General features: G+C 61.2%; 24 protein-coding genes and 1 tRNA gene. 8 read left to right on the top strand and 17 right to left on the bottom strand.

The annotated features are described in order from the left end of the window. The first annotated feature begins 324 nt into the window (after positions 1 to 324). Positions 325 to 2,712, top strand: coding sequence for a TonB-dependent receptor plug domain-containing protein (locus AC1RT4_RS23905; RefSeq protein ID WP_207985929.1), 2,388 nt, complete (start codon positions 325 to 327; stop codon positions 2,710 to 2,712). Positions 2,713 to 2,754: 42 nt separating this feature from the next. After that, entirely contained in the window at positions 2,755 to 4,119 is a 1,365-nt protein-coding gene (locus AC1RT4_RS23900; RefSeq protein WP_493088323.1) for an APC family permease, read from the top strand. On the opposite strand, the gene AC1RT4_RS23895 is transcribed toward AC1RT4_RS23900, so the two are convergent. Then, on the bottom strand, positions 4,116 to 4,577 hold the full coding sequence (locus AC1RT4_RS23895; RefSeq protein ID WP_179695356.1) for a DUF3574 domain-containing protein: 462 nt from the start codon (positions 4,575 to 4,577) through the stop codon (positions 4,116 to 4,118). The two genes, AC1RT4_RS23900 and AC1RT4_RS23895, sit on opposite strands and share 4 nt — an antisense overlap. A 390-nt stretch (positions 4,578 to 4,967) precedes the next feature. Between AC1RT4_RS23895 and AC1RT4_RS23890 the strand changes: the two genes are divergently transcribed. Then, positions 4,968 to 5,477 carry a hypothetical protein gene (locus tag AC1RT4_RS23890; RefSeq protein WP_493088321.1) on the top strand — a complete coding sequence of 170 codons (510 nt, stop codon included), beginning with the start codon at positions 4,968 to 4,970 and terminating at the stop codon, positions 5,475 to 5,477. A gap of 62 nt (positions 5,478 to 5,539) precedes the next feature. On the opposite strand, the gene AC1RT4_RS23885 is transcribed toward AC1RT4_RS23890, so the two are convergent. The 6 genes from AC1RT4_RS23885 to AC1RT4_RS23860 form a co-directional block, all read right to left on the bottom strand. Further along, on the bottom strand, positions 5,540 to 6,130 hold the full coding sequence (locus AC1RT4_RS23885) for a helix-turn-helix domain-containing protein (RefSeq protein ID WP_165369529.1): 591 nt from the start codon (positions 6,128 to 6,130) through the stop codon (positions 5,540 to 5,542). Positions 6,131 to 6,183: 53 nt separating this feature from the next. Beyond that, positions 6,184 to 6,345, bottom strand: a complete 162-nt coding sequence (locus AC1RT4_RS23880; RefSeq protein ID WP_493088319.1) for a hypothetical protein — start codon at positions 6,343 to 6,345, stop codon at positions 6,184 to 6,186. A gap of 112 nt (positions 6,346 to 6,457) precedes the next feature. Next, positions 6,458 to 7,342 carry a LysR family transcriptional regulator gene (locus tag AC1RT4_RS23875; RefSeq protein WP_493088317.1) on the bottom strand — a complete coding sequence of 295 codons (885 nt, stop codon included), beginning with the start codon at positions 7,340 to 7,342 and terminating at the stop codon, positions 6,458 to 6,460. Positions 7,343 to 7,446: 104 nt separating this feature from the next. Next, positions 7,447 to 8,634 carry an MFS transporter gene (locus tag AC1RT4_RS23870; protein WP_493088315.1) on the bottom strand — a complete coding sequence of 396 codons (1,188 nt, stop codon included), beginning with the start codon at positions 8,632 to 8,634 and terminating at the stop codon, positions 7,447 to 7,449. A gap of 152 nt (positions 8,635 to 8,786) precedes the next feature. Then, positions 8,787 to 9,818 (bottom strand): NADPH-dependent aldehyde reductase Ahr, encoded by a 1,032-nt coding sequence (gene ahr / locus AC1RT4_RS23865; protein WP_493088314.1) that lies wholly within the window; start codon positions 9,816 to 9,818, stop codon positions 8,787 to 8,789. A gap of 51 nt (positions 9,819 to 9,869) precedes the next feature. Then, positions 9,870 to 10,115, bottom strand: coding sequence for a hypothetical protein (locus AC1RT4_RS23860; protein ID WP_493088312.1), 246 nt, complete (start codon positions 10,113 to 10,115; stop codon positions 9,870 to 9,872). 163 nt (positions 10,116 to 10,278) lie between these two features. Here AC1RT4_RS23860 and AC1RT4_RS23855 point away from each other — a divergent pair, with 163 nt between their 5' ends. From AC1RT4_RS23855 to AC1RT4_RS23845, 3 genes are all read left to right on the top strand, one after another. Next, positions 10,279 to 10,926, top strand: coding sequence for an ATPase (locus tag AC1RT4_RS23855; protein ID WP_493088310.1), 648 nt, complete (start codon positions 10,279 to 10,281; stop codon positions 10,924 to 10,926). An 86-nt stretch (positions 10,927 to 11,012) separates the two neighbouring features. After that, entirely contained in the window at positions 11,013 to 11,354 is a 342-nt protein-coding gene (locus AC1RT4_RS23850; RefSeq protein WP_493088309.1) for a hypothetical protein, read from the top strand. A gap of 152 nt (positions 11,355 to 11,506) precedes the next feature. Next, positions 11,507 to 11,899, top strand: a complete 393-nt coding sequence (locus AC1RT4_RS23845) for a DUF1801 domain-containing protein (RefSeq protein WP_493088308.1) — start codon at positions 11,507 to 11,509, stop codon at positions 11,897 to 11,899. A gap of 50 nt (positions 11,900 to 11,949) precedes the next feature. On the opposite strand, the gene AC1RT4_RS23840 is transcribed toward AC1RT4_RS23845, so the two are convergent. From AC1RT4_RS23840 to AC1RT4_RS23800, 9 genes are all read right to left on the bottom strand, one after another. After that, positions 11,950 to 12,024 (bottom strand) — tRNA-Gln (locus tag AC1RT4_RS23840). A gap of 229 nt (positions 12,025 to 12,253) precedes the next feature. Further along, complete coding sequence (locus AC1RT4_RS23835) at positions 12,254 to 12,460, bottom strand: hypothetical protein (protein WP_007955480.1); 207 nt, start codon at positions 12,458 to 12,460, stop codon at positions 12,254 to 12,256. Positions 12,461 to 12,590: 130 nt separating this feature from the next. After that, positions 12,591 to 14,999: a TonB-dependent siderophore receptor gene (locus AC1RT4_RS23830; RefSeq protein WP_493088306.1), complete on the bottom strand. Its 2,409-nt coding sequence runs from the start codon at positions 14,997 to 14,999 to the stop codon at positions 12,591 to 12,593. A gap of 79 nt (positions 15,000 to 15,078) precedes the next feature. Continuing rightward, positions 15,079 to 16,080: a DUF4880 domain-containing protein gene (locus tag AC1RT4_RS23825; protein ID WP_493088304.1), complete on the bottom strand. Its 1,002-nt coding sequence runs from the start codon at positions 16,078 to 16,080 to the stop codon at positions 15,079 to 15,081. Then, the gene (locus tag AC1RT4_RS23820; RefSeq protein ID WP_493088302.1) at positions 16,077 to 16,583 is read right to left on the bottom strand and encodes a sigma-70 family RNA polymerase sigma factor; all 507 of its coding nucleotides are present in this window, start codon (positions 16,581 to 16,583) and stop codon (positions 16,077 to 16,079) included. Before AC1RT4_RS23820 ends, AC1RT4_RS23825 begins: the two co-directional genes overlap by 4 nt. 117 nt (positions 16,584 to 16,700) lie before the next feature. After that, a complete protein-coding gene (locus AC1RT4_RS23815; protein WP_493088300.1) occupies positions 16,701 to 18,164 on the bottom strand; it encodes a GDL motif peptide-associated radical SAM/SPASM maturase in 1,464 nt (487 codons plus the stop codon). 103 nt (positions 18,165 to 18,267) lie between these two features. Further along, on the bottom strand, positions 18,268 to 18,846 hold the full coding sequence (locus AC1RT4_RS23810; protein WP_493088299.1) for a DUF1842 domain-containing protein: 579 nt from the start codon (positions 18,844 to 18,846) through the stop codon (positions 18,268 to 18,270). Positions 18,847 to 18,886: 40 nt separating this feature from the next. Continuing rightward, positions 18,887 to 19,513, bottom strand: a complete 627-nt coding sequence (locus tag AC1RT4_RS23805; protein ID WP_493088297.1) for a DUF1842 domain-containing protein — start codon at positions 19,511 to 19,513, stop codon at positions 18,887 to 18,889. A 34-nt stretch (positions 19,514 to 19,547) separates the two neighbouring features. After that, complete coding sequence (locus tag AC1RT4_RS23800) at positions 19,548 to 19,733, bottom strand: DUF1843 domain-containing protein (protein ID WP_041475227.1); 186 nt, start codon at positions 19,731 to 19,733, stop codon at positions 19,548 to 19,550. A gap of 699 nt (positions 19,734 to 20,432) precedes the next feature. Between AC1RT4_RS23800 and AC1RT4_RS23795 the strand changes: the two genes are divergently transcribed. Next, entirely contained in the window at positions 20,433 to 21,140 is a 708-nt protein-coding gene (locus tag AC1RT4_RS23795; RefSeq protein ID WP_085604695.1) for a TetR/AcrR family transcriptional regulator, read from the top strand. After that, entirely contained in the window at positions 21,130 to 21,906 is a 777-nt protein-coding gene (locus tag AC1RT4_RS23790) for a pyrroline-5-carboxylate reductase family protein (RefSeq protein ID WP_493088295.1), read from the top strand. Before AC1RT4_RS23795 ends, AC1RT4_RS23790 begins: the two co-directional genes overlap by 11 nt. A gap of 48 nt (positions 21,907 to 21,954) precedes the next feature. Here AC1RT4_RS23790 and AC1RT4_RS23785 read toward each other — a convergent pair whose 3' ends face one another. Next, positions 21,955 to 23,991, bottom strand: coding sequence for an oxidoreductase (locus tag AC1RT4_RS23785; RefSeq protein ID WP_493088293.1), 2,037 nt, complete (start codon positions 23,989 to 23,991; stop codon positions 21,955 to 21,957). Positions 23,992 to 24,124: the final 133 nt, after the last annotated feature.

The following is a 24,124-nucleotide window of genomic DNA, read 5'->3' as shown; positions in this document are numbered from 1 at the left end:
CGTTTTGGTGCGTGATTAGTTTTTGGTTAGTTGGGTATTCATGTTGTTGCGCAAACACAAGTGTTGCTCAGGCAACACTCCGTTCGTCAGGCATAACCTAAGCGTTATTGGTTCTTTTGCGGCAGGCGACCGCTCGTCTAGCATCGGTAAACAGGGGTTTCTACTAACTTTGGGGTTCTTGCGCTCTAACAGTCGATAGTTGCTCAACGCACTTCGCTGCCTTTCTGAATATCAAAACTACAGCAGAAATTGCCGTGCACTGATTGCCGACACTTCATGATTCGGCAGCGGCCGGTTATTAACTGCGATTCAAGGAGCTGTCGCATGATTCACCGTTCGCGTTCATTACTCGCCATCGCTGTTGTCAGTGCAATCTGGCAACTTCCTGCGCAAGCTGAAGAGACTTCCGCGCGCGTCGACGATGACACACGGCTGGGTACCGTGCTGGTCACCGGCACCCGGGGCACCGCTCGCACGGTGCTGGACTCGCCGGTGCCGGTGGATGTGCTGACCGCCGAGGACCTGAAGACCGCCGGCGCCAGTGGCGGCGAGCTGGGCCAGGCGTTGCAGACGCTGTTGCCGTCGTTCAGTTTTCCGCGCCAGTCCAACTCCGGTGGCGCCGACCACGTGCGCGCTGCGCAGCTGCGTGGCATGAGCCCGGATCAGGTGCTGGTGCTGGTCAACGGCAAGCGTCGCCACACGTCGGCAGTGGTCAATGACTCGTCGAAAATCGGTCGCGGCACGGCGCCGGTGGATTTCAACTCGATCCCGATCAGCGCGATCAAGCGCATCGAAGTGCTGCGTGACGGCGCGGGCGCGCAGTACGGCTCCGATGCGATTGCCGGGGTGATCAATATCATCCTCGACGATGCGCCCGAGGGCGGAGAAGTGTCCACCAGCTACGGCGCCTACCACACCCATCAGGACGCCATCGGCAAAACCACCACCGACGGCCAGAACAGCGTGACCACCGCCAAGATCGGCACGCGGCTGGGCGAGGAGGGCGGTTTCATTCGCGGCGGTACCGAGTACAAGGATCGCAACCCGACCAACCGCGCCGGCTACGACGGTTTCGCCGACACCCCGGGCCAGCGTAACTACGTAATGGGCGACGGCGTGGCGCGGGACGTCAACGCCTGGTTCAACGGCGAATTGCCGTTGGCCGGCGGCAAAGCCTACAGCTTCGGCACCTACAACGAACGCCACACCACCGGCGCCGAGTTCTATCGCTACCCGTCCGAGCAGCCGCAGTTCTACCCCAACGGCTACCTGCCGCAATCGCTGGGCGACAACACCGACATCTCCGCCACCGCCGGCTACAAAGGCCTGATTGGCGACGACTGGGATTTCGACAGCAGCGTCACCCATGGTCGCAACCGTTTTGAATCGGCGACCCGTCGCACCCTCAACGTCAGCCTCGGCGCAGACTCGCCGACCCGCTTCGACACCGGCGATTATGAGTTGCGCCAGACCACCACCAACCTGGATTTCAGCCGCGAATTGCGCCTCGGTGGCCGCTCGTTCGTGCTGGCGGTGGGCGGTGAATATCGCTATGAAAACTACCTGACATTTGCCGGGGACGAGGCCTCCTACATCGGTTCCGGGGCCGATGGCGCCAACGGTCTGCGCCCGAGTGAAGAGTCGGATCTGGATCGCAACGTGTTCGGCACCTACGCCGAATTGTCCGGTGATCTCACCGACCGCTTCTTCGTCGACGCCGCCACGCGCTGGGAACATTACGATGATGCCGGCAGCAAACTCACCGGCAAGCTCAGCGGTCGCTACAAGCTGACCGATCAGTGGGCGTTGCGCGGTGCGGTGTCGAACAACTTCCGCGCGCCGTCGCTGGCCCAGAGTGGCTTCCAGAACACCACCAGCAACTTCGGTGACGGCGGCACGCTCACCGATATCCGCGTGCTGTCGGTCAACGACCCGATTGCCCGTGCCCTGGGCGCGGAAAAACTCGATCCGGAAACCTCGAAGAACTTCAGCCTCGGCCTGACGTTCCAGTTGAACGAGCGCTTCGATGCGTCGCTGGACGTGTTCCGCATCGACGTCAAAGACCGCATCACCCTGTCCCAACGAATCGGCAGCGATGCGCTGGAAAGCTACATCAACGACAACTTCGGCGTGGCGGGCGTGCACGACGTCAACTTCTTCACCAACGCCGCCGACACCAGCACCGACGGCGCCGAACTGGTGCTCAACTACCATCAGCCGTTCTACGACGGGCAACTGGGCCTGACCACCGCGTACACCTACAACCACACCAAGGTCACCAGCACCAAGGGCACGCCGTCGCAGCTGACCGCCTTAGGGATCGGCAATGACGCGCTGGTCGGCGTCGAGGAACGCAACACCCTGACCGACGCCGCACCCAAGGATCGCTTCGTGTTTTCCGCCAACTGGACCAGCGAACACTGGGGCCTGCTCGGGCGTCTGACCCGTCAGGGCGAGACCACTCGGGTGTTCGATTTCGGCGACTCGCAGCCTGAGCAAACCTACGGCGCGGTGTGGCAGCTGGACGCCGAGGTGACCTACAAATTCACCCCGAAATTCAGCATCGCCCTGGGTGGCAACAACCTGACCGACAACTACCCGGAACGCTCCGGCTCGGCGATCAACTACGGCGGCAACCTGCCGTACGACGTGCTCTCGCCGATCGGCACCAACGGCGCTTACTACTACGCCACCGCCACTTACGGCTTCTGAGTCTTTTCCGCCATGGATGGCGGATCATCAGTGGGAACCTTCATGACTCAAACCAATGGCCCCAAGCGGCACCTGCCGGTGTTCCAGGCATTGCTGATCACGCTGGGCATGGTCATCACCACCGATATTCTCAAAACCGCGCCGACCGTTGCCTTGAACGTCGGGCCGGAACATTTCTATTGGGTCTGGGTGCTCGGCGGACTGGCGTCGATGGCCGGGGCCTTGTGCTTTGCCGAGATGGCCACCGCGTTCCCGCATCCGGGCGGTGACTATCATTTCCTGCGCACCGCTTATGGCGAGCGCATGGGTTTCCTGTTTGCCTGGTCGCGATTCTCGGTGATGCACACCGGGTGGATCGCGTTGTCGGCGTTCATGTTTGCCGACTACTTCAATGCGGTCGTGCCGTTGGGGCATTACGGATCGGGGGTGTTTGCCGGTGCGATCATTGCCGCTTTGGTGCTGCTGAATCTGACGGGCAAGCACATTGGATTCATTACTCAGACGGTGCTGGTCGGGCTGCTTGCTCTCGGGTTCGTGAGTATTGCCAGCGCCGGAGTCTGGCTGGCGTGGCAAGGGATCGAACCCGCGCTGCCCAGCGATCCGGTCGTGCCTGAGCACACTGGCGCGGCAGGGTTTTCTGCGGCGATGATCTTCGTGTTTCTGGCCTTCGGCGGCTGGAGCGATGCGGCGACCTTATCGGCTGAAGTGCGCGACGGACGACGTGGAATTTTCATCGCCATGCTCGGTGCGCTGACGGTGTTGATGGCGATCTATCTGGCGCTGAACTGGGCGTTCGTCCAAGGGCTGGGATTCGAAGGCCTGGCGGCGAGCAACGCGCCGGCGGTGGAACTGTTGAACCGCGCCTTCGGCGCCCCCGGCGTGCTGCTGATTCTGTTGATGGTCGGCATCGCGGCCATCGCCACCATCAACTCGACCTTGCTGGTCGGCGCCCGCACCACTTACGCCGCCGCCCGCGATGTGCCGCAACTGCGTCGCTTCGGGGAATGGGACGAACGCGACGGCGTACCGCGCAAGGCGTTGCTGGCCGAGGGGGCGGTGGCGTTGTTGCTGGTGTTGTTTGGCAGTTTTACCCAGAGTGGTTTCAACACCATGGTTGAGTATCTGACGCCGGTGTACTGGTTGTTTTTGAGTTTGAGTAGCGTGGCGTTGATTATTCTTCGGCGGCGTTTTCCCGAGGTGACTCGGCCGGTGAGGGTGCCGCTGTATCCGGTTTTGCCGCTGCTGTTTTTCGGGTTGTGCGTTTACATGCTGTATTCCAGCGTGACGGTAGTGGGGTTGGGGGCGTTTTTGGGGATCGGGGTGTTGGTGGTTGGCGCGTTGTTGCTGGCCGGGTTGAGCCGCCTGGTGTCGACACCTCGGCAGGCTCTGCAACGGAGCGTAGATTAAAAGGACACCGCGGCCGGCTGAGACAAACGAAGCACCGACAAATCCCCCGTAATCCGCTTGTAAGCCAAACGAATCGCCTCGATGTCACTCTCACGTTTCGCGCTGCTTTCGTGCAGGATCACGATCACCTTGGTCGCCAGTCGCTCGGGCACTTTCGCGTCGTGGTCCTTCCACTGCCCATACGCATCGAACACGCTGAACCCGTCCGGGAACCGTGTCGTCACTTCCTGATCGAGAAACTCGCGCCAGCGCGCCGGGCTCACCACACCTTCCTTGCCTTCCAGCGGCCCCACCGAGAAGTACAACTCGGTGCGCACCCACTGCGCCTGCGCCGGCCGTGTGGCATCGCCTTGCAGGGTCGAACTGGCGGGGTCCTTGGTATGCACGGAAACCGGAGGAGGGCTGGCACACCCGGCGACCGCCAGGAACAGTGCTGCCAGTAGAAAACGTTGCGGCATGGAACTTCCTTATTGTTAAGAACTGTCCCGAATTATAGAGGGGACGGCTAATAGCAATAAAAGATTAAAAAGTGGATCGTCGCTGAACTAATGGAATAAGCAAACAACGTGAAAATAATGCCCGCTGGTTAGAACGAATATTTCTTTAAGTTATTTGCTTGGTGTTGGATCGCATATCCATGACGTTTAAAAACCTGCTCCCGCATTTGCCGGATCTGTCATGGCGTCTACTCTGCTGCTGCAACGGTTCAAGTCGCACGGAACGCTGCACTTGAAGCGTTTGAACAGCACTTTTTGCTGCTCGATGAACAGCTTGTTGCGGATTTCCCAATCCTTAGAATCCGCTCCATCAACTTCTCATCCAGTTCTTAATCCTCAGGGAGCTACACCATGATGAACGCCATGCAGATGCAAATGCCGATGAACGCCAACATGCCGATGATGCCGATGACGGGCATGCCGATGATGATGGCTACCATGAGCTGCGACATGATGGACGACGGCATGATGTGCAAGATGATGCCGGCCGTTGGCATGGACATGGCCATGTTCAAGAACAGCGCTGAAATGATGCAGATGATGATGGACTGCGGCATGCCGATGATGATGCATTGCGGCAACATGAGCATGATGTGCATGTCCCCGGCGGCCATGGCCATGCCGATGATGAACATGATGATGCCGATGCCGATGATGGGCATGCCGATGCCATCGATGAAGTGCGTGATGGAATGCACCATGATGGCCGACTGCATGATGTGCAAAATCATGCCGATGCCGGGCATGAACATGGACATGATGAAAAACTGCTGCGCCCTGATGATGAAGATGATGAACGACTGCAGCATGCCGATGATGATGAGCTGCAACGGCATGCCGATGATGTGCTGCACCTGCTAAGTCTTCAGGCATGAAAAAGCCCGACCGGGAGATTTCCGGTCGGGCTTTTTGTTGTCTGTCTGTCAGTCCAGGCGTTCGGGGTAGGTCACCACCAGATACGCCACCGCTTCACTGTCGGCGGGGTTGCGGTATCGATGGGGCTGGTCGGCGTAGAACAGGATCGAGTCGCCTGTCGACAGCAGATAGCGCTCGTCGTTGACGCTGATCTCCAGCACGCCCTGAGCCACCACCAGATTTTCCTGTACGCCCGGGCCGTGGCCCTCGGATTGATCCTCGCCCAGCGGGCTCAGGCGCAGTTCATAAAATTCTGACTGGCGCGCTACATCAAAGGGAAACAGCGCACGGCTGACAAAGGCACCGCTGGCGCTGACCAGCCGCTTGCTCTGGCTCGCCGACAACACGGCCACGCCTTCAAACGCGCGATGTTCGAGAAACGCCGCCACCGACACCTTCAAACCCTTGGCGATTTTGCACAGCACCTTGATCGACGGCACGCTGCGCCCGGATTCGATCTGCGCCAGCATCGCACGGCTCACGCCGCACTGGCGGGCGAGGGCATCGAGCGACAGGTGCCGCTTGCCGCGCAGGCGTTGCAGGTTCTGCGCGACGCGTTCACAGATCGGGTCTTCTTCGAGGGATTCGAGGTTGTTCAGGTCCAGCACAGGTTCATCGGCGCTCGCTAGAAAGCGCGAGGGTTCACGGGCGTTCACGCTTGACGCGTCTCGCTGGAACGAGCGGCCTGCACCCACTGGTAAGCCTGATAACCGGCATTGCGCGCATACATTTCCCACATCAGCCGGGCCTGTTGCTGGGCGTGGCGGCGTTTGCGGTAGGCGGCGAAGTCGATCAGGTTGTCAGTCGGTTTCATGGCGCACTTCACTGTGTTCAATGACGGGATGAAGTGAGAGTACGCCGAGATTTTTATAACGATAAATACTGATTGTTTATTTATTAATGCTTTCTGGTTATTTGCTGGTTTGTCACATCGGGGCGAATGCATTCAACAGATAGTCCCGCACATACACCCGGCTCGGACTCTGCAACGCGCTCTTGCGCCACACCAGATACAGCACGTTGACGGGGGCCTCGGCGGGCACGGTCGGGGAAATCAGGCGGCCATCGGCAATCGCATCGGCACACTGATAATCCGGCAGGACCGTCCAGCCGTGGCCGCCGATGGCGAGGTCCTTGATGATCCGCAGATCCGGAATGGTCAGCGACGCTTGCAGTTGCGGGGCGATCTGGAACATCGACGACCACAGCGGGCGCACCAGCGCGAGGTCTTCGTCGAAGGCAATCAGCGGGACTTGAGTCAGTTGCTCCTGCGTCGGGTGTTGGCCCAAGCGATCAAGCAGGCTCGGCGCGTAGACCAGCAGCATGCGTTCGGTCAGCAGATGGGCGAAACCATGGGTCTGTTCGTCAGGCAGGGAGGCGGTGATCGCGAAATCGATCTGCTTTGATTCGAGCATCTCGTAGATGCGTTTTTTCGTGCCGGTGTGAAAGCGCAGGAAGAAACCTTCGTCCATCAATGGTGCCAATCGAGCGGCGACTTGCGAGTGAATGAAGTCCGAAGGACCGACCAGATGAATCGTGCCGCCCTTGAGCAGGCCGGGGCGCAATGACGCAATCTTGTTTTCCAGACCGTCCAGATAAGGCGCGACCGAGCGGGCCAGCTCATCGGCGGCTTCGGTCGGCTCGACGCCCCTCGGCAGTCGATGAAACAGTGGTTTGCCCACCAGCGCTTCCACAGCCTGAACATGCATCGAAGCCGCCGGCTGGGTGATGCCCAGATGCTCGGCGGCTTTGGAAAACGACCTGGCGCGGTAGGCTTCGAGGAAGGTTCGCAGGTGAGTGAGGTGGCTCATGGGTTGGCGACGTCCGGGGGCTGAATCTGGTTTTTACCATGGCGGGTGGCAGGCGTGCTCGCCTCGGGAAAACGCCGTTGCAGCGTTTCCCGAAGCAAGGTTCGTCAGGCGTTGTCAGCCGGGCGATAACGCGGCGCGGAGCTCGCCGACATCTGCCCGAGAATCAGCAGCAGACCCAGTGCCGAAACCACTGCGCCGGTGAGGCCGACGTAGCTCAGGCCAATCTGGCTGATGGTCACGCCCCCGGCCACCGAGCCGAGGGCAATTCCGGAGTTGAACCCGGCAATGTTCAGGCCGGCGGCGACGCCGTGGGCGTGAGGCGCATGCTGTTCGGCAATCCCGATCAGTCTCGCCTGCAAGGCCGGCACGGCGGCGAAGCTGAACATTCCGAGCAACGCCACCAGCACGCCCATCAACAACGACGAATCGGAGAACGCCCACATGCCCGCGGTGACCAGTGCGATGCCGGCAATCAGCGTGGCACTGGCGCGGTCGACGCCCCATGCATCGGTGAGTTTGCCGCCGAGCACGTTGCCGATGGCAGCCATCACGCCGTAAAGCAGCATGAACACGCCGACGGTGGCGGCGGTGGTGCCGGTGACATCTGTCAGCACCGGAGCGATGTAGGTGTAGGCCACAAACGAGCCGGCGTAACCGAGCACTGTGACCAGCGCACCGGCCAACAGTTTGCGGTTCAACAATGACTTGAGACTGTCGAGGGCCGAACCGCTGCCGGCGGCGGTCGGCAGTGGATCGCGCATGCCGAACAGCAAGCCGAAGAAACCGATCGCACCGAACACTGCAATGGCGGCCAGCACCAGACGCCACGACATCACGCTGCCCAGATAGGTGCTGATCGGCACGCCGATGGCCATGGCCAGGGTGAAACCACCAAACACCACGGCGACCGCGCTGCCTGCCCGGCCGGGACCCGCCAGTCGTGCGGCGGTACTCGACGCCACGGCCAGGAACAGACCATGGCCCATGCCGGCGATGAAGCGGGCGATCAGCATCAGCGTCAGGGTGCTGGAAAACGCCGCCGCCAGGCTGCCGGCGCTGAACACCAGCGCCGTCGCCAGCATCACATTCTTGCGTGACCAACTGGCGGTCAGCGCGCTGAAGACCGGCGCGGCAACGGTAGCGCCCAAAGCATAGGCAGTGATGGTCGCGCCGGTGGCCTCGACATTGACGCCGAGACTTTGCGCCATGACCTCGGTCAGGCCGATCGGCACGAATTCAGCGAGCCCGAGGGCGAAGGCGCTGAGGGTGAAGATGTAAATGACAAATGGCATGGGAGCCTCTCGCAAGTGGAAGATGGCGAGAGGCTAGGGATTGCGTATCTATAAATGAAATTCTGTTTTTGGCGTGCAGGTATAAAAATATTGATAGGTCTTCAGCAAGCGCAAAAAAGGCGCGTGAGTTTTTGACTCACGCGCCTTTGGGTTCATTTGCTGGCGTTCAACACAATCCGGTACCGCGCCTTGCCGCTGCGCAGATGGTCGACAGCCTCATTGACCTTGCTCATCGGAAACTCCTCCACCTGCGGCAGGATCTGATGCCGCGCGCAGAACTCCAGCATGGTCGCCGCCGTGGCGGGCGAGCCGACCGGGGAGGCTGACAGGGATTTCTGTTGCGGGATGAGGTTGAACACGTGCACCGGAATCGCGTCGGGCACGATGCCGACGAAGTGCAGCCGGCCCTTGCCGCGCAGGGTGGCGAGCATGGCCGTCCAGTCGAGGTTGGCGTTGGCGGTGATCAGCAGAAAGTCGAGGGTGCCGGCAATCGCTTTCAGCGCTTCGCTGTCGGTGGAGGCGACGACCTTGTGGGCGCCGAGGCGTTTGGCTTCGTCCTGTTTGCTCAGTGAAGAGGTGAAGGCCGTGACGTCGCATCCCCAGGCATTGAGAAAGCGCAGGGCCAGGTGACCGAGGCCGCCGATGCCCACCACGCCGACCCGGTCGGTCGGCTTGATGCCGAATTCCACCAGCGGATTGAAGACCGTGGAGCCGGCGCAGAACAACGGGCCGGCGAGGGCCGGGTCGAGGTTGTCCGGGAGTTTCAGCGCCCAGGCCCAATGGGTGCGCAGCCGATCGGCGAATCCGCCATGGCTGCCGATGATCGTCGGTTTGGCGGTGGCGCAAAGATGATGGGAACCACCGATGCAGGACGAGCAATGCATGCAGCTGCCCTTGTACCAGCCGATCCCCACGCGCTGGCCGACTTCCAGACCGCGCACCTGCGGGCCTGTGCGCACGATGCGGCCGACCACTTCATGGCCGGGAATGAACGGGTATTGGCTGATGCCCCAGTCGTTGTCGATCAGCGACTGGTCGGAGTGACAGACGCCGCAGTACTCCACGGCGACTTCGACTTCCTCATCGCCCAGCGGGCCGGGGTCGTAACTGAAGCGCTCCAGCGGCGCGCCGGCCGAGGTGGCGGCCCAGCCGGTGAATGTCGTAGGTTCGGTGTTATTGCTCATGGGACACCTCCAGGTCTGGCGCTGCGGGCGCAGCCTGAAGAGTCTAGCGTGTCATCGAGCGGGCGCTAGCCAGGTGTTCAGCACGCGCCGATCGAGTTCTTCCCAGTCCGCCATGCCCAGCACTCGGGTGGTATTGAGGCCGCGAAGATAACCGCGCAACTGATTGGCCGCGGCCCGCACTGATTCCGAATTGTCCGCTGACTTGCCCAGCACGGTTTCGTATTCGACCAGGTATTCGGCCACCCGGTCGCGGAATTCGGGCAGGACGGCATCGCGGATCAGATCAAAGGTTCGCACGGGTAATCCTCATCTGTTTTCGTTGTGATTGAGTGTGCAGCAGTCTGCACGCCGCGCAACTATTGGTTCAAGTAATAGTGACCATCAAGAAACGCAAGTTCTGCTTTGGCGCCAATGGGCGGAAAATCGCCTCCATCGAACACGCCGCTGAAGGAATTGCGCGATGAAGACTTTGACCCGACTGGCTGTAGTCGCCCTGCTGATGGGCGGGGTGGCCGCCACCGTAGCCCCGGCTTACGCAGACGACGCCCGGTCGTGCCATTTTCTGCCCATCGCAGGAACCAGCAGCGGGCTGCAGCACTCGCAAACCGTCGGTGTGCTGTACAGCGAAAACACCCTGGACAACCTGCAATACCTCGAGCGTTACCACGATGTGGCGGTGAACGGTGCCAAGGATGCGCTCGATGCACGGATCCGTGATGCCTTCGTCGACAGCTCCGATCCGGAGCTGGCCATCGACTGGCTGATGAGTTCGCTGCAACAACAGTTTCTCTCGGTGACCGTCTACGACAGCCTCGATGCGCTGGTGCAGGCCCATCCGGACGTGGTGGTGATGCTCGACACCCACAACCGGCTGCTGACCCAACGCAACAGTCAGGTCGAAGCGCGGTTCGCTGCACGCTTCTACGACGCCAACCTGCAATACATCGGCAAGGCCGAAGGCGCGGTGGAGAAGCAACTGCCTTCGGTGTGGGTTCACAACAAGGCAGCGCCCGAAATCGCTGCCGGGATCGAACAGCAGCGCGATCTGCAACTGAGTGCCTTGAAACAGTTCGATGACTCGCTCAAAGCCCTGGTGAGTGCAGGCTGAACACCCTAATCAAAAACGGCAACGGCAGTGCCCGTGACACTGAACGTTGCCGAAGAACCAAACCTTTTATTTTCAGGATTTTATCCATGCGTGCCTTTTTTATCCCTGCCATGGCTTCTGCCGCTTTACTGCTGACCGCTTGCGCCTCCGCGCCGAACGACCCGACGCTGACCTTGCAGACGCACAAGACGCCCGCCCAGTACGCCGAATGCGTTGTGCCGAAACTGCAGGGCAGTGCGCTGAACCCGACCGTGTCGCAAACCCAGCGCAGCTACCGGATCGTGGTGCCGAGCAAGGTGTCGGCAGACAACGTCCTGGAAGCCTACAAGGCACAGGATGGCGGCAAGGTCTTTTTATATGAACGCCACTTGCTGGCGTCGAGTTTCATGCCGTCGAGTTTTGAACGGGCTGCCCAGGAGTGCCTGTAACGCCTGACGGTTAACGCTTTTGACGATGCTCCTTTGGTTGGCCGCAACCAACCAATTCTTTGCCCCGCACCTTGCGGGGCTTTTTTTGCCCGGCGTTTGGCGCAGTCGGCGCTACGCTGGATAGCGGAAAAGGTATTCGGGAGAACAAGGAAATGAAGAAGGACAGCAGCGGCGCGGCGACCGAGAATCCCTCTGCGTTGATCGACGCAAGAATCAAGGAACTGAACGACTGGCGCGGCCAGAAGCTGGCCGAGATCCGCGCGATCATTCATGAGGCGGATCCGGAGGTCGTCGAGGAGTGGAAGTGGCGGGGTGTTCCGGTCTGGTCACACAACGGCATCATCTGCACTGGGGAAACCTACAAGGCCGTGGTGAAAATGACTTTTGCCAAAGGCGCGGCGCTGGAGGATCCGTCAGGACTGTTCAATGCCAGCCTGGAGGGCAATACCCGGCGGGCGATCGATGTTCACGAAGACGATAAAATAGATGCAAAGGCTCTGAAAGCGCTGGTGCGTTCGGCGATTACGTTGAATGCAAAGAAGTGATTTGCCGTTGAGGCAGAGGTGAAGCGGAGGAGGGTGAAACGAGGAAAAAATGGCAGGGGCGGCTGGATTCGAACCAACGCATGGCAGGATCAAAACCTGCTGCCTTACCGCTTGGCGACGCCCCTGTAGCTATTGGTTTCAGTCCCGGGAGGACCTCTGCAACAGTGGGCGGCACTTTACCAGCGCTCTTGCGTTCTGTGAACCCCTGAAGCCAATAAATTTCAGGGAAAACAGCTACTTATTTCCCGGACGGCATCGCCGGTCAGGTTTTTCGGGCTTTTCAGCGATCGCCATGCAAACCGGCGCGACCGCTGCAGCCCGAAAACCTGGCAAAGACCTGCCTCGACGAACCGATCAGTTGCCGTCTGCAACCTTGCGTTCGATTTCGTCGACCTTGCGTTGCAACTCTTCAGCGTCCTGCTCCTTGGTGCGGGTCGACGAGGGCGTGATGACCTCATCCACGCCGCGGGTGTCGTCGTCCGGGTCCTCAAGATCGCGTTTGACCACATTGACCGGTTTGCCGGACGTATCGGTGGGTGGAGCTTTGCTGTCGTTGTTCATGGCGCTGACCTCCGTTGGCTTAAACGTTGGATGCAGCGCTGTGGCGCGAGTTCGAGATTTTTAGCGGCAACCGGGCGGATGCTTGCAGAGCCGGGTCGATGAACCCGGCCCTTCCCACGTGGATCCGGCCTCAGAAGGTGTATTTGAACCCGGACATGATGTTGCGCGGTGCGCCGTACATGCCGTGGTCGCCGGCGTAGCTCAGGTACTCGCGGTCGAACACGTTGTTCAGGTTGACCGAGGCACTGAGGTTCTTGTTGATGTCGTAACGCGCCAGCAGGTTGGTGACGGCGTAGCTGCCCTGCTGGAAGGTGTGCAGATCGGCACCGGTCTTGCTCTGCCAGTTCACGCCACCGCCAATCGTGACCTTGTCCAGAATGCCGGGCAGGCGATAGCTGGTAAAGGTTTTCAGGCTGTGCCGGGGCAGCGTGGTGACGATGCGCTGGTCATCGGCATCGGTGCTGACCGCGTAGGCATAACCGGCGGACGCTTGCCAGCCGTCGGCCAGTTCGCCGTCGAGGGTGAATTCGGCGCCCTTGGTGGTGGTGCCTTGTTCGGACTTGTAGGTGTTGCCGCCCGGAGTGTCGATCCAGATCGCCAGGTTATCCTGCTCGATTTTGAACAGGGCGAAGCTGGAATTGAGCTTGCCGTCGAAGTGGCTGCCTTTCACGCCGACTTCGTAGCCGGTGCCTTCCATCGGGTCCAGAGGTTTGTTGTTGATGTCGCGCACCCACGATGACTGCGGGTTGAAGATCTTGGTGTAGCTGGCGTACAGCGACCAGGTGTCGTCGAGGTCATAGACCACGCCCGCATACGGGATGTAGACGCCGGTTTCCGATTCCTTGGTCTTGGTGTGCGCAGCGCCGTAGGGCTTGTCTTCGATGTCGCGATGCCAGTCGAGCACACGGCTGCCGAGCAGCACGCTCAAATCATCCGTGACGTGCAGGCGCGATGCGAGGTAGGCGGCGTACTGGGTTTCTTCAGTGGTGGACTTACCGGTGGCATTGAACTCCGGTTTGAGCGAGTCACCGTTCCAGTTCAGCAGGTTGTCGATGGCGCCGGCGGGGGAGCCGGAGTAGTCATACTTCCAGCCACCGTAATTCGGTACGTTTTCGTAGTAGTTGGACAGCGTCACACCGGCGATCAATTCATGCTCGCGGCCCAGCAGGTCGAAAGGCCCGGTCAGGTAGGCGTCGATGTTGTTCTGGCGCGGTGTGCCGGAGAAACGCACCGGCAACTGCGTGGTGCCACTGCCGTCCGGGTTGAGGCCACCGTTGACGTAGTTGAAGACCTCGTCGAACTTGTTCTCGGAGTGGGTGAGTTCGACCTTGCCGCTCCAGCCGTTGGCGAACTGCTGTTCGATCGAGGTGAAGAAACTGGTCTGCTCGTGATCGTTGTAGGACCAGGTCTGCGCCGAGTTCAGCGAGCGCTTGAGGTGGGTGCGCGAGCCGTCGGTGAAGCGGGTCGGCAGGCCGGAGCGCATCGGCGAATCGACGTCGGTACGTTGATAGCTGAAGCCCATGGTCAGCAGGGTGTCTTCGCTCAGGTCGAACTCGGTGATGCCGTAAATCAGTTGCGAGTCCTGTTTATAGCGTTCGACCCAGGATTGCTCGGTCTTGAAATCGGCCACCAGCCGGCCGCGAATGTTGCCGGTTTCGGTCAACGGGCCTGACACATCAAAGCCGGTGCCATAGCGATCCCAGTTGCCGGCCTCGGCGGTGACGCTGGCCTGGGCTTCGGCGGTCGGCCGCTTGCGGATCAGGTTGATGGTCGCCGAGGGGCTGCCCAGTCCGCTGATCAGGCCGGTGGCGCCGCGCACCACTTCCACGCGGTCGTACATCGCCATGCTCTGGGTGTAATTGTCCATGCGCTTGACGGTCGGCACGCCGTCGATTTCGAAGTTCTGGATCTCGAAGCCGCGAGAGAAATAACCATCGGATTCTGCGCCCAGACCGTCACGCAACACGATGATGCCCGGCGTGGCGTCGAGGGTGTCGCTGAGGTTGGTCAGGCGCTGGTCGTCCAGGCGCTGGCGGGTCATGACGGTCAGCGACTGCGGGGTTTCCTTGGGTGTGAGGTTCAGGCGTGTCGAGCTGCTGGACGAGTACGTGGTGTAGAGCCCGGTGCCTTCGGTGGTGGAGCCCGGCGCCTTGCCGGAGATGGAAATGCTCTGCAATTCCAGGCTGGACGACGCGGGTGCCGGTTGCAGCGTGTAGCGTCCGTCGGGCTGACGCACGGCCATCAACTGACTGCCTTCGAGCAACGTCTGCAAGCCGGCTTCTACCGTGTAATCGCCATTCAGGCCCAGGCTGCGCTGACCAACGACCAGACCCTCGGGAAACGACAACAACAAATGGGCCTGTTGCCCGAACTGGTTGAGGGCGGTGCCCAGCGAAGCCGGTGCGATGTCGTAGTGACGCAGGTTGGTCTCGGCAACCGCCCAGGACGGCCATGCGCAAGCGGCGGACAAGGCACAGGCACAAGCCAGTGAACTCAGCGGTGAGGGCGCGAGGTGTGAAGAGAGACTGCGGCGATGCATGGACGACTTCCCGAAGATTGATTGATGGCTTATGAGTCTCGCCAGAAATCAAAACGGCTCATCGCGGCGCAAAAAAATGTCAGACCGTGTTCGGTGGCGGACGCAGATTGACCCATAACCGGGTGAAACGCTGCACATCGAGCTTGAGCGTCTGGGCGACGGCGTCGATGATCCGGTCACTGTCGGCCAGCGGATAAGTGCCCCAAACGCGCAAATTGGCCAGGGCCGGGTCACAACCCAGATGCCCACGGCGATAACGGGCCAGTTCATCGAGAAAAATGCCGAGCGGCTGCCCGTCGGCGACGATCATGCCTTCGGTCCAGGCGGCCGCGGAGGCGTTCAAGACGCCTTGATCCAGAAGGGCGCGAGCACTGAACCGCGCGAGGTTTCCGGACTGCAGAACCGTGACGGTGCCGCTGGTTCGCGGCGTGACTTGAAGTGTTCCGCGATAGACCGCCAACAGCGTCGAGTCATTGTCGAGCCGGCGCACCGTGAAGCGTGCATTGGAGGCCCGGGCTTGCAGCTGGGCGGTTTGCAGGGTCAGCGCCGTGGTCTTGAATGTGCTGTCGATCAGGGCTTCGCCCTCGAGCAAGTCGAGCTGCCATTGCTGGTCATTCAGGCGGGCGTCGAGCGCACTGCGGGTGTTGAGTTGCAACGACAGGTCGCGGCTCAGTACCTGCCGTTGCTGTTGATTGACCCCGGTGGCGAAGTCGGCGCCGACCCGCGAGACCAGCCCACTGTCGCGGGCTGCCCAGGCACTGGCGCCGCTGGCCAGCAACAGGGCCAGCCCCTTGATTGCCCCGCGCCGGCTCAGCCCGTTGCTGGCCGGCAGCAGCAAGGCTTGCCGGGCGAGGCGTGGTTGACCTTGACGGCGCAGGGCTTCGAGCTTTCCGCCCAATACCACGGCTCTTTGCCAGGCCACTTCATGCAGCGGGTCCTGATTGCGCCACGCAGTGAGCGCCGCCTGTGCAGAGGCATCGGGGTGGGCGTCGTGCAGGTCCAGCCACCATTCCATCGCTTCTTCGCACAACTGCAAGGACAGGGAGGGTTCCTGAAGCGAGGGGGCAGGCACGGTGCTCATGAGTGGGCCTGCGCCACCAGCATGCAGCACGCACCGGCCTTGATGATGTGGCGCTTGACCGTGGCGATCGAGATGCCCAGTCGCGCGGCGATCTCGGCATGGCTCAGACCGTCCAGCTGCGACCAGAGAAAGGCTTTTTTCACGGCGATATCAAGGGCGGACAGCGCTTCATCCAGTCGCACCAGCGTCTCGAAAAGAATCAATTGGGTGGCCAGGTCCGGCAGGGTTTCCTCGGCCTCGCACTGCAACGCCTCCAGATAAGCCTTCTCCAGGCGCGCGCGACGAAAATGGTTGGACAACACGCTGCGCGCCACTTTCGCCAGGAACGGCCGGGGCTGGCGGATTTCCAGTGCTTCATTGCTGACCAGCAGGCGCATGAAGGTGTCCTGCATCAGGTCGGCGGCGCGCTGTGAACAGCTCAACTGCCGATACAGCCAGTTGCGCAACCAGCGGTGCTGCTGTTCGTAAAGAACGGTGAGCGGATTCGTATCGACCGATGCCATTGAGCTGCCACGCATGCCATGCAAATGAGATCGAATATCATATGCGAGCGCTTCCACCTCCACAAGGACGTGAATTCGGGCACCGTCTCTGGCTCCGCATGACCGGAGCCAGGTGTATCAGCTCATCGAACCCGGCACTCCCGCCAGCAACCCGGTCAGCGTCTTCATGATCGCCTGCTGCCGCGCCCGGTCGGTCAGGTGCCGGGCCTCGGCGGCGGCGACATCGGCGTGGCAGTGCGGGCAGATCGATTCGTGCGGCTGAATGTATTGCAGGCAGTCGCGGCACAGAGCCAGTTGCGTCGGCAGGCGTCCTTCCTCGGGGGAGGACTGGCCCTGATTGATCCAGGCCAGTTTGATCACTTGGCCGCTGTCGCTGACGCTGCTGACTTTTTCGCCGGTGTCGATGCGTTCGGTGATCAGGTCAAAACGTCCGACGGCGAAGGAGCGCTGGGCGGCGTCTTCGACTTTGACGATACGCTCGCGCAAACCCTGTTTTTGCAATTCCAGGGTTCGGTAATGGCAGTAAGGATTGTTGCCGGGTTTGCCCAGCAGCGAGTGCGACGTCCAGGTGCAGCCGCCCCGGCAGACGTCGTTGTAATAGCAGCTTCGGCAGTAGCCCCACAGGTCATCGACCGAGCGCAGGCGGCCGAAGTGCATGCCTTCGCTGTAATGCCAGATGTCGTGCAGGCTCATGTTGCGCACGTTGCCGCCGGAAAAACCGACGGTCGCCAGTGACGGGCAACCTTTCACCGTGCCGTCTGCTTCCAGCGCCAGCACGGTCTGGCCGGCCGCGCAGCCGCTCCAGTGCACGCGCTCGTCACCGAAGCCGCGCCATAGATGTTCGTAAGGGCCGTAATAACCGATGTTGTTGCCGACGTTCATCAGCAATCCGCGATCCAGCCCGTCGCGGTACAACCGGGCGAGCAGCGGCATCACTTCCAGCAGCTTATAAGGCTGGAGCAACAGCTCCGGATGGTCGACGGCGTTGCCCATGGCCACCGTGATCTGGATCTGCCAATGGGTGGCGCCGAGCTCGATGATGGTGTTCATCAGCTCCGGCAAATCGGGCAACGTGGCCGCGCCGATCTGGGTGTTGACGCTCACCGCCAATCCCGACGCCTTGGCCCGGCGCAGGGTGTCGACGGCCTTGTCGAACGAACCGGGCACGTTGCGCACCTTGTCGTGCAGCGGCGCGAGTCCGTCCAGGGAAATCCCGACCCCGTTGAGCCCCGCATCGACCGCTGCCTGCATCTTCGCCGGGGTCAGATTGCGTCCGCCAGTCTGGATCGCGCAGTACATGCCGTGGTCGTGGATGGCGCGGATCAGTTGCGTCCAGTCCTTGCGCAAATAGGCTTCGCCGCCGATCAGGGTGATCTCGCGGGTGCCGAGGGCGGCGAGGGAATCGATCACGTCGAGGCATTCGCGGGTGTTGAGTTCATTGGGACGCCGATGCCCCGCGCGGGAGCCGCAATGCAGACACTTGAGGTCGCAGGCGAGGGTGATTTCCCAGACCACGTGCACCGGCACGTAGCGTTTGAGATCGGTATCGCTGAGGTAGCGGGCAGGGCGGTTGTCTGTCATGGGAGATCCTTGCGCACGGGCCTGTGCGCGGCACGAGTGGACTGACCTCGATTGGCTGGAAGACCGGGCGCGGTCACCCATGACCGCGCCCGGGCCGTACCGCTTAGCGCGCTTCCAGTCGCGCGATTTCCGCATTCAGCTGCGCAAGGGCACTGCGCAAGGCGTCCTCGTGGGCCAGCTGTTGTTCGCCCTGCTGCACGGCGACTTTCAACTGCGCCAGATCACCGCTGGCCTGAGCCGTTTGCACGGCCACCGCATACAGCGGATGGACATGATGCTCGGGCGGCAGTGGCTCGACGCTCGGCGCCTGATGCACGGCGACGTGCCGTACGTCCTGCCACTGGCCGCCTTCGTTGTAGCGGTAATCGACAAAACCGCTGGTCCAGTCGCCCAGAATGCCCTTGAGGTGGAAGGTCTGGGCGATCTGGCTCAGCGGGCCGCTCGGGTTACCGCCGAGGGTGAGAATGAGGTAGGTCTCGGTGGATGGCGTAAGCCTGGCCTCGGAATAATCGCCCCAGACCCGGGCATGGAAATTCACCGGTGGCCAGGTGCTTTGAAACACGCTGGCGGTTCCGCTGACTTTCTTGCGGACGGTATCGACCACGATATCGAGGGTCAGAACCGGTGCGCCCAGCAGTGAGTTACTGGCGATGAGGCGGGTGTGAAAAAGTCCGATCGACATGATGCTGCTCCCTTGTGAAAGTTATGGTTCCAATTGCCGATCAGCGACTTTGTACGCGGCTGATTTCCTTGTTGGCGTCGTCCACTGCTTTGCGCAGCAGCGGCAGTTGCTCCAGCTGCTGTCTGGCTTGTGCGGACAGGCTTTTCATCTGGGCCAGATCACCGCTGGCAATGGCGCCCTGAATCGGCGCGGCATACAGCGGCAGAACCGGTTTGTGCGGCTCGATCACCGGGCCGGGATTGAAAGCCTGGAGCACGTTCGAAGGCACCTCCACCAGATGCGCCGGCACGTTGTTCAGTTCATGCCAGCGCTGGCCGTCGAAGTATTCATAGTTGGCCACGCCTTCGCGCCAGTCGGTGCCGACCACCAGGTGGATCTTGAAGTTGATGATGGAATTGGAGCCGGGACCGCCATGGTTGCCCTGGGCGGTGATCAGGATCTTGCTGACACCGGGCTTCATCACCGTCATGTAGGTGTATTCGCCCCAGACATCCGAGTCGATGTCGAGCGGCGGATTGGTTGCCTGAGTCACGGCGGCGTTGCCGGTGACATGCTGCTGTGGCGTGGACACCAGCAGGTTCAGCGCAAGATTCTGCGCCCCTGGCTGGCCCGTACCGATCCGGTAGCTCACCGGGAACAAGCCGACATTTTGCTGAGTTGCTGACATGTTGATTGCCTCCATTGCAATGTGGGAAATGGCCTTAGGGTTTTTCCAGTCGAGAAACTTCTTTGGCCAGTTTTTCGTACGCGGTTTGTAGCTCCTTCGCTTCCGGCTTCGTTGAATCGCGCTGCTTCAACAAAGTCTTCATCTGCTGCAGATCGCCGCCGGTGATCGCGCTCTGGATGGCGACGCCGTAGGGCGGGATGTTGTGGTTTGAACCGGTCATATCGAGGCCTTCCTTGTGGGTGTGTGCCGCTCGACCCCTTGCGCAGAAGGGGCGCCTTTCCTGACAGGCAGGCGAACGACATCGGCCAGAACTACCGGCAACCGGGATTCTCGGCGACGTGACAGCCTGATCCGTCGGGATCTGATCAATCCGCAAACAGGGTTCGCGCAGGGGCGACGCCGCAGCGCCGGCTCACGCGCAAGCGTTGTCAGCCAAAACCGTCGGGCCTGGCCTCGGGCGTCAATGAAGGGGTTTGCCGAAAGGGCAAATGGGGGAAACTCACCTGTACGTTGGTCATCTTTCTGTCCTTGATAGAAAGCAACGAAACACAGGGATAGGTCGTTCACTCTTCAAGAGTGCAATACCCGCGCAAGCACAAAAACCATCCCTGATTTTTCTTCCAGTGCCGCTGATGGCGCTCGTCGAGCGACGTTTGCCAAGTGGCCAGCATTTTGCCAGCCACGCAACCCTAGACCCGTTTGTGCAGGGCTGCCAGAAAAAGCGCCGAACGGTCATGTCTGTCCAATGCAGGGATTTTGGCGCACGCACAACCGACCTTTCGGCAGCGTTTTTAAGCGATTGAATCGAGATCGCGATGGGCGCTGAGGCGCGTTCGAAAATGAAAAATGTACGCCGATGTACATTGCGTGTACGCCCCGTGTAAAGTCCGGTCACAGTCTCAAAGACAGGTGCATTGCAATGACGCAGGCAGGACGGACAAAAAACAAGGCTCAGGATTCAGGATGGCGCGGTTCTGTGGACGTCTGGCTGGACGCCGCGTATGAGGCTTTGAAGGAATCCGGAGTCGATGCGGTCAGGGTGATGCCGCTGGCCAAGCGCCTGAACCTGTCGCGCACCAGCTTCTACTGGTTCTACGAAGACCGGGAGCAACTGCTCGCGGCGCTGCTGGCCCGCTGGCGGGACAAGAACACCGGTGGGCTGGTGGGGCAGTGCGAGCGTTATGCCGAAAGCGTGTCCGAGGCGATCCTCAATGTTTTCGAATGCTGGCTGAACCCCGCGTTGTTCGATTCGCAGTTTGAATTCGCCGTGCGCAGCTGGGCGTTGCAATCGGATGAAGTCGCCGGGCAAATCGCGCTCGCCGACGATGCGCGGATCAATGCGCTGGCCGCGATGTTTCGCCGTTTCGGTTACGAGCCGGGGGCGGCTGATGCCCGCGCCCGGACGATCTATCTCACGCAGATCGGCTACATCTCGATGAAAACCACCGAAGACGTGATCGTGCGGTTCCGGCGAATCCCGCAGTACGTCACCGTGTTCACCGGAAAGTCCCCCAAGCGGCGCGAGCTGGACCGGTTTTTCGGTCAGTTCGGTTATGCCGAGACGGAGCCGGGGGTGTTTGTTCCACTGGTGGAAACCTTCGAAGAGGCGCTGCCCGATGACCAATAGAACGCTGGGAATCATCGGCGGCACGGGCTGGCTGGGAAAGGCGATTGCCGAATCGTTGCTGGATCTGGAATTCATCAGGCCGAGTGATCTGCTGATCTCGAACCGCTCGGGCAGTGCTGATGTTGCGCCGGGAGTGCGCGTGTTGAGTGACAACCAGTCGCTGGTCGACAGCAGCGATATCGTCGTGCTCTCGGTCCGGCCCGAGCAGTTTCGGGCGTTGCAGATCGATGCCCGGGGCAAAACGCTGGTATCGCTGATGGCCGGCATTTCAGCGTCCACTCTCAGTGCCGCGACAGGCGCGCGAGTGGTGGTGCGGGCCATGCCGAACGCGGCGGTGGAGATCCGCCAATCCTATACGCCGTGGTTCGTGGCCGGCCCCATGGCCGATGAAGAGCGCGACTGGCTGCAGCGATTGTTCGAGTGCGTGGGCACGGCGGACGAGGTGCCCGATGAAGACTGCATCGATTATCTGAGCGCGTTGTCCGGCACCGGGCCGGCATTTCCGGCGCTGTTGTGCGCTGCGCTCGCCAGTCAGGCCGAAGCGGCGGGTATTCCCGCGCGGATTGCGCAGCGGGCGGCACGGGCGGTGGTGGTGGGCGGCGGTCAACTGCTGGCGACGCGGGAACCGCAAGCTCTGCTGGATGCCTTGATGGCTTATCGCGGGGTCACGGCGGCTGCGTTGCAGTCGATGACCGGGCAGAACCTCGAAGACATCGTGGGGCGAGCCGTACAGGCCGGCGCCCAGGTTGCCCGGCGCGGCCTGTAGTTGGCAGATTCAGCGACTTCCCTCCCGACACAGAAGGGAAGGCCAGGTTCAGAGGTCTTTCATCAGCCGTAACGCATCGTAAATGGCCGCATGGGTGTTGCGTGCGGCCACGGCGTCACCAATCCTGAACAGCTGAAAACGTCCCTGCGGGTCGGTGACGATGTCCTGCGTCTTGCCGGCAATCAGGTTGTGTTGTTCCACCGCGCCGCCATTGCTCGAATGGGCGCGCAGGTCGAAATACAGGTCATCCAGCGGAATCGTGCCGTGATTGACCACCACCTGATCCACCACCCGCTGCTTGTGCACCGTTCCGTAATCACTGCCGAGCGTTGCCACCAGTCGCCCGTCGCGGCGCTCGACCGAATCGACGCGATAGGTGACGGTAAAGGTGACATCCAGATCCTGCAGGCTGCGCATGTAGGGCACCAGATTCATCGCCATGACTTCCGGAGCAAAACTGCGGTCGGGGGTGACGATTTCGACACTCGCACCGCTGGCCGCGATGACCTCGGCAGCCTGTAGCGCAGCGTGGTCGCCGGCATCGTCATAGATCAGGACATGCCGGCCTGGCTTGATGTCACCGGCAATGATGTCCCAGGTCGAAACCACCAGGTCGTTGCCTGCACTGAGCACGTCCGTGTGGGGCAGGCCGCCGGTGGCGACAATCACCACATCCGGTTCATGCTGCAGCACCGTGTCGGTTTCGGCCCAGGTGTTGAAATGAAACTTCACGCCCAGACGTTCGCACTGCGCCATGCGCCAGTCGATGATGCTGATCATCTCCCGCCGACGTTCGCTGAGGGCGGTCAAACGGATCTGCCCGCCGGGGCGATCCGCCGCTTCCAGCACAGTCACGTCATGACCGCGTTCGCCCGCTACCCGCGCGGCCTCAAGTCCCGCAGGACCGGTGCCGATCACCAGCACTTTGCGTTTGCGTGCGGCCTTGGGAATTTCGTGGGGCATGGTGGTTTCCCGGCCGGTCGCCGGGTTGTGGATGCAGTAAGCGGCGCCACCCTGGTAGATGCGGTCCAGACAATAGTTGGCGCCGACGCAGGGACGGATATCTTCCTCACGTTTTTCGATGATCTTGCGCACGATATGCGGATCGGTCATGTGCGCCCGGGTCATGCCGACCATATCGACCTTGCCTGAGGCGATGGCATGGCGAGCGGTGGCGACGTCAGGAATTTTGGCCGCATGGAAGGTCGGGAATCCGGTGGCCGCACGGATTTCACCGGCAAAATCCAGATGCGGCGAATTGCGCATGCCCTGGATCGGAATGACATCGGTCAGACCCGCATCAGTGTCGATGTGGCCGCGTACGACATTGAGGAAATCCACCAGCCCGCTGTCTTTCAGCAGGTGGGAAATCTGCAAGCCTTCGCTGGCATCGAAGCCACCGGGCAAACCTTCATCGCCGGTGTAGCGCACGCCCAGCAGGAAGTCCTCGCCGACCCGCTGGCGGATCCCGCGCAGGATGTCGAAAGTGAAGCGCATGCGGTTTTCCAGCGAACCGCCGTACGGGCCGTCGAGTTCGTTGGTCAACGGTGACCAGAACTGGTCCATCAAGTGCCCGTAGGCTTGCAGCTCCAGACCGTCCATGCCGGCGGCGTGCATCCGCTCGGCAGCGTCCACATAGTCCTTGATGATGCGCTGGATATCCCAGTCTTCCATTTTCTTCGGGAAGGAGCGGTGCGCCGCTTCGCGATGGTGCGACGGCGAAACCACCGGCAGCCAGTCGGCCTTGTCCCAGCGGGTGCGGCGACCCAGATGCGTCAACTGGATCATCACCGCCGCGCCGTGCTCGTGGCATTCGTCGGTCAGGTCCTTCAGCCACTTCACCACCTCATCCTGGTAGGCGAGCACGTTGTTGAACACCGGCGGGCTGTCTCTGGAAACGGCGGCGGAGCCGGCCGTCATGGTCAGCGCGACACCGGCTTTGGCGCGTTCGACGTGGTAGGCGCGATACAAATCCTTGGGCATGCCGTCAACCGGGTAGGCCGGTTCGTGAGCGGTGGTCATGATCCGGTTTCTGAGCGTCAGGTTCTTGATTTTGTAAGGCTGCAACAGGGGATCGCTGGACATGGTGGTGCGCTCCGGGGTGGGCTTCATCAGGCTCGGCGACTTGAAATTAGGTCAACTGTACAGGCGTGTCAATCATCGCTGACACAGGTGTACATTTTGCTTGCGCGGTGCTTCGCCCAGGCATAGGATTGCG

The organism is Pseudomonas sp. GW821-FHT11D10 (genome assembly GCF_058808435.1).
This window is presented reverse-complemented; position numbering and strand designations above follow the sequence as displayed.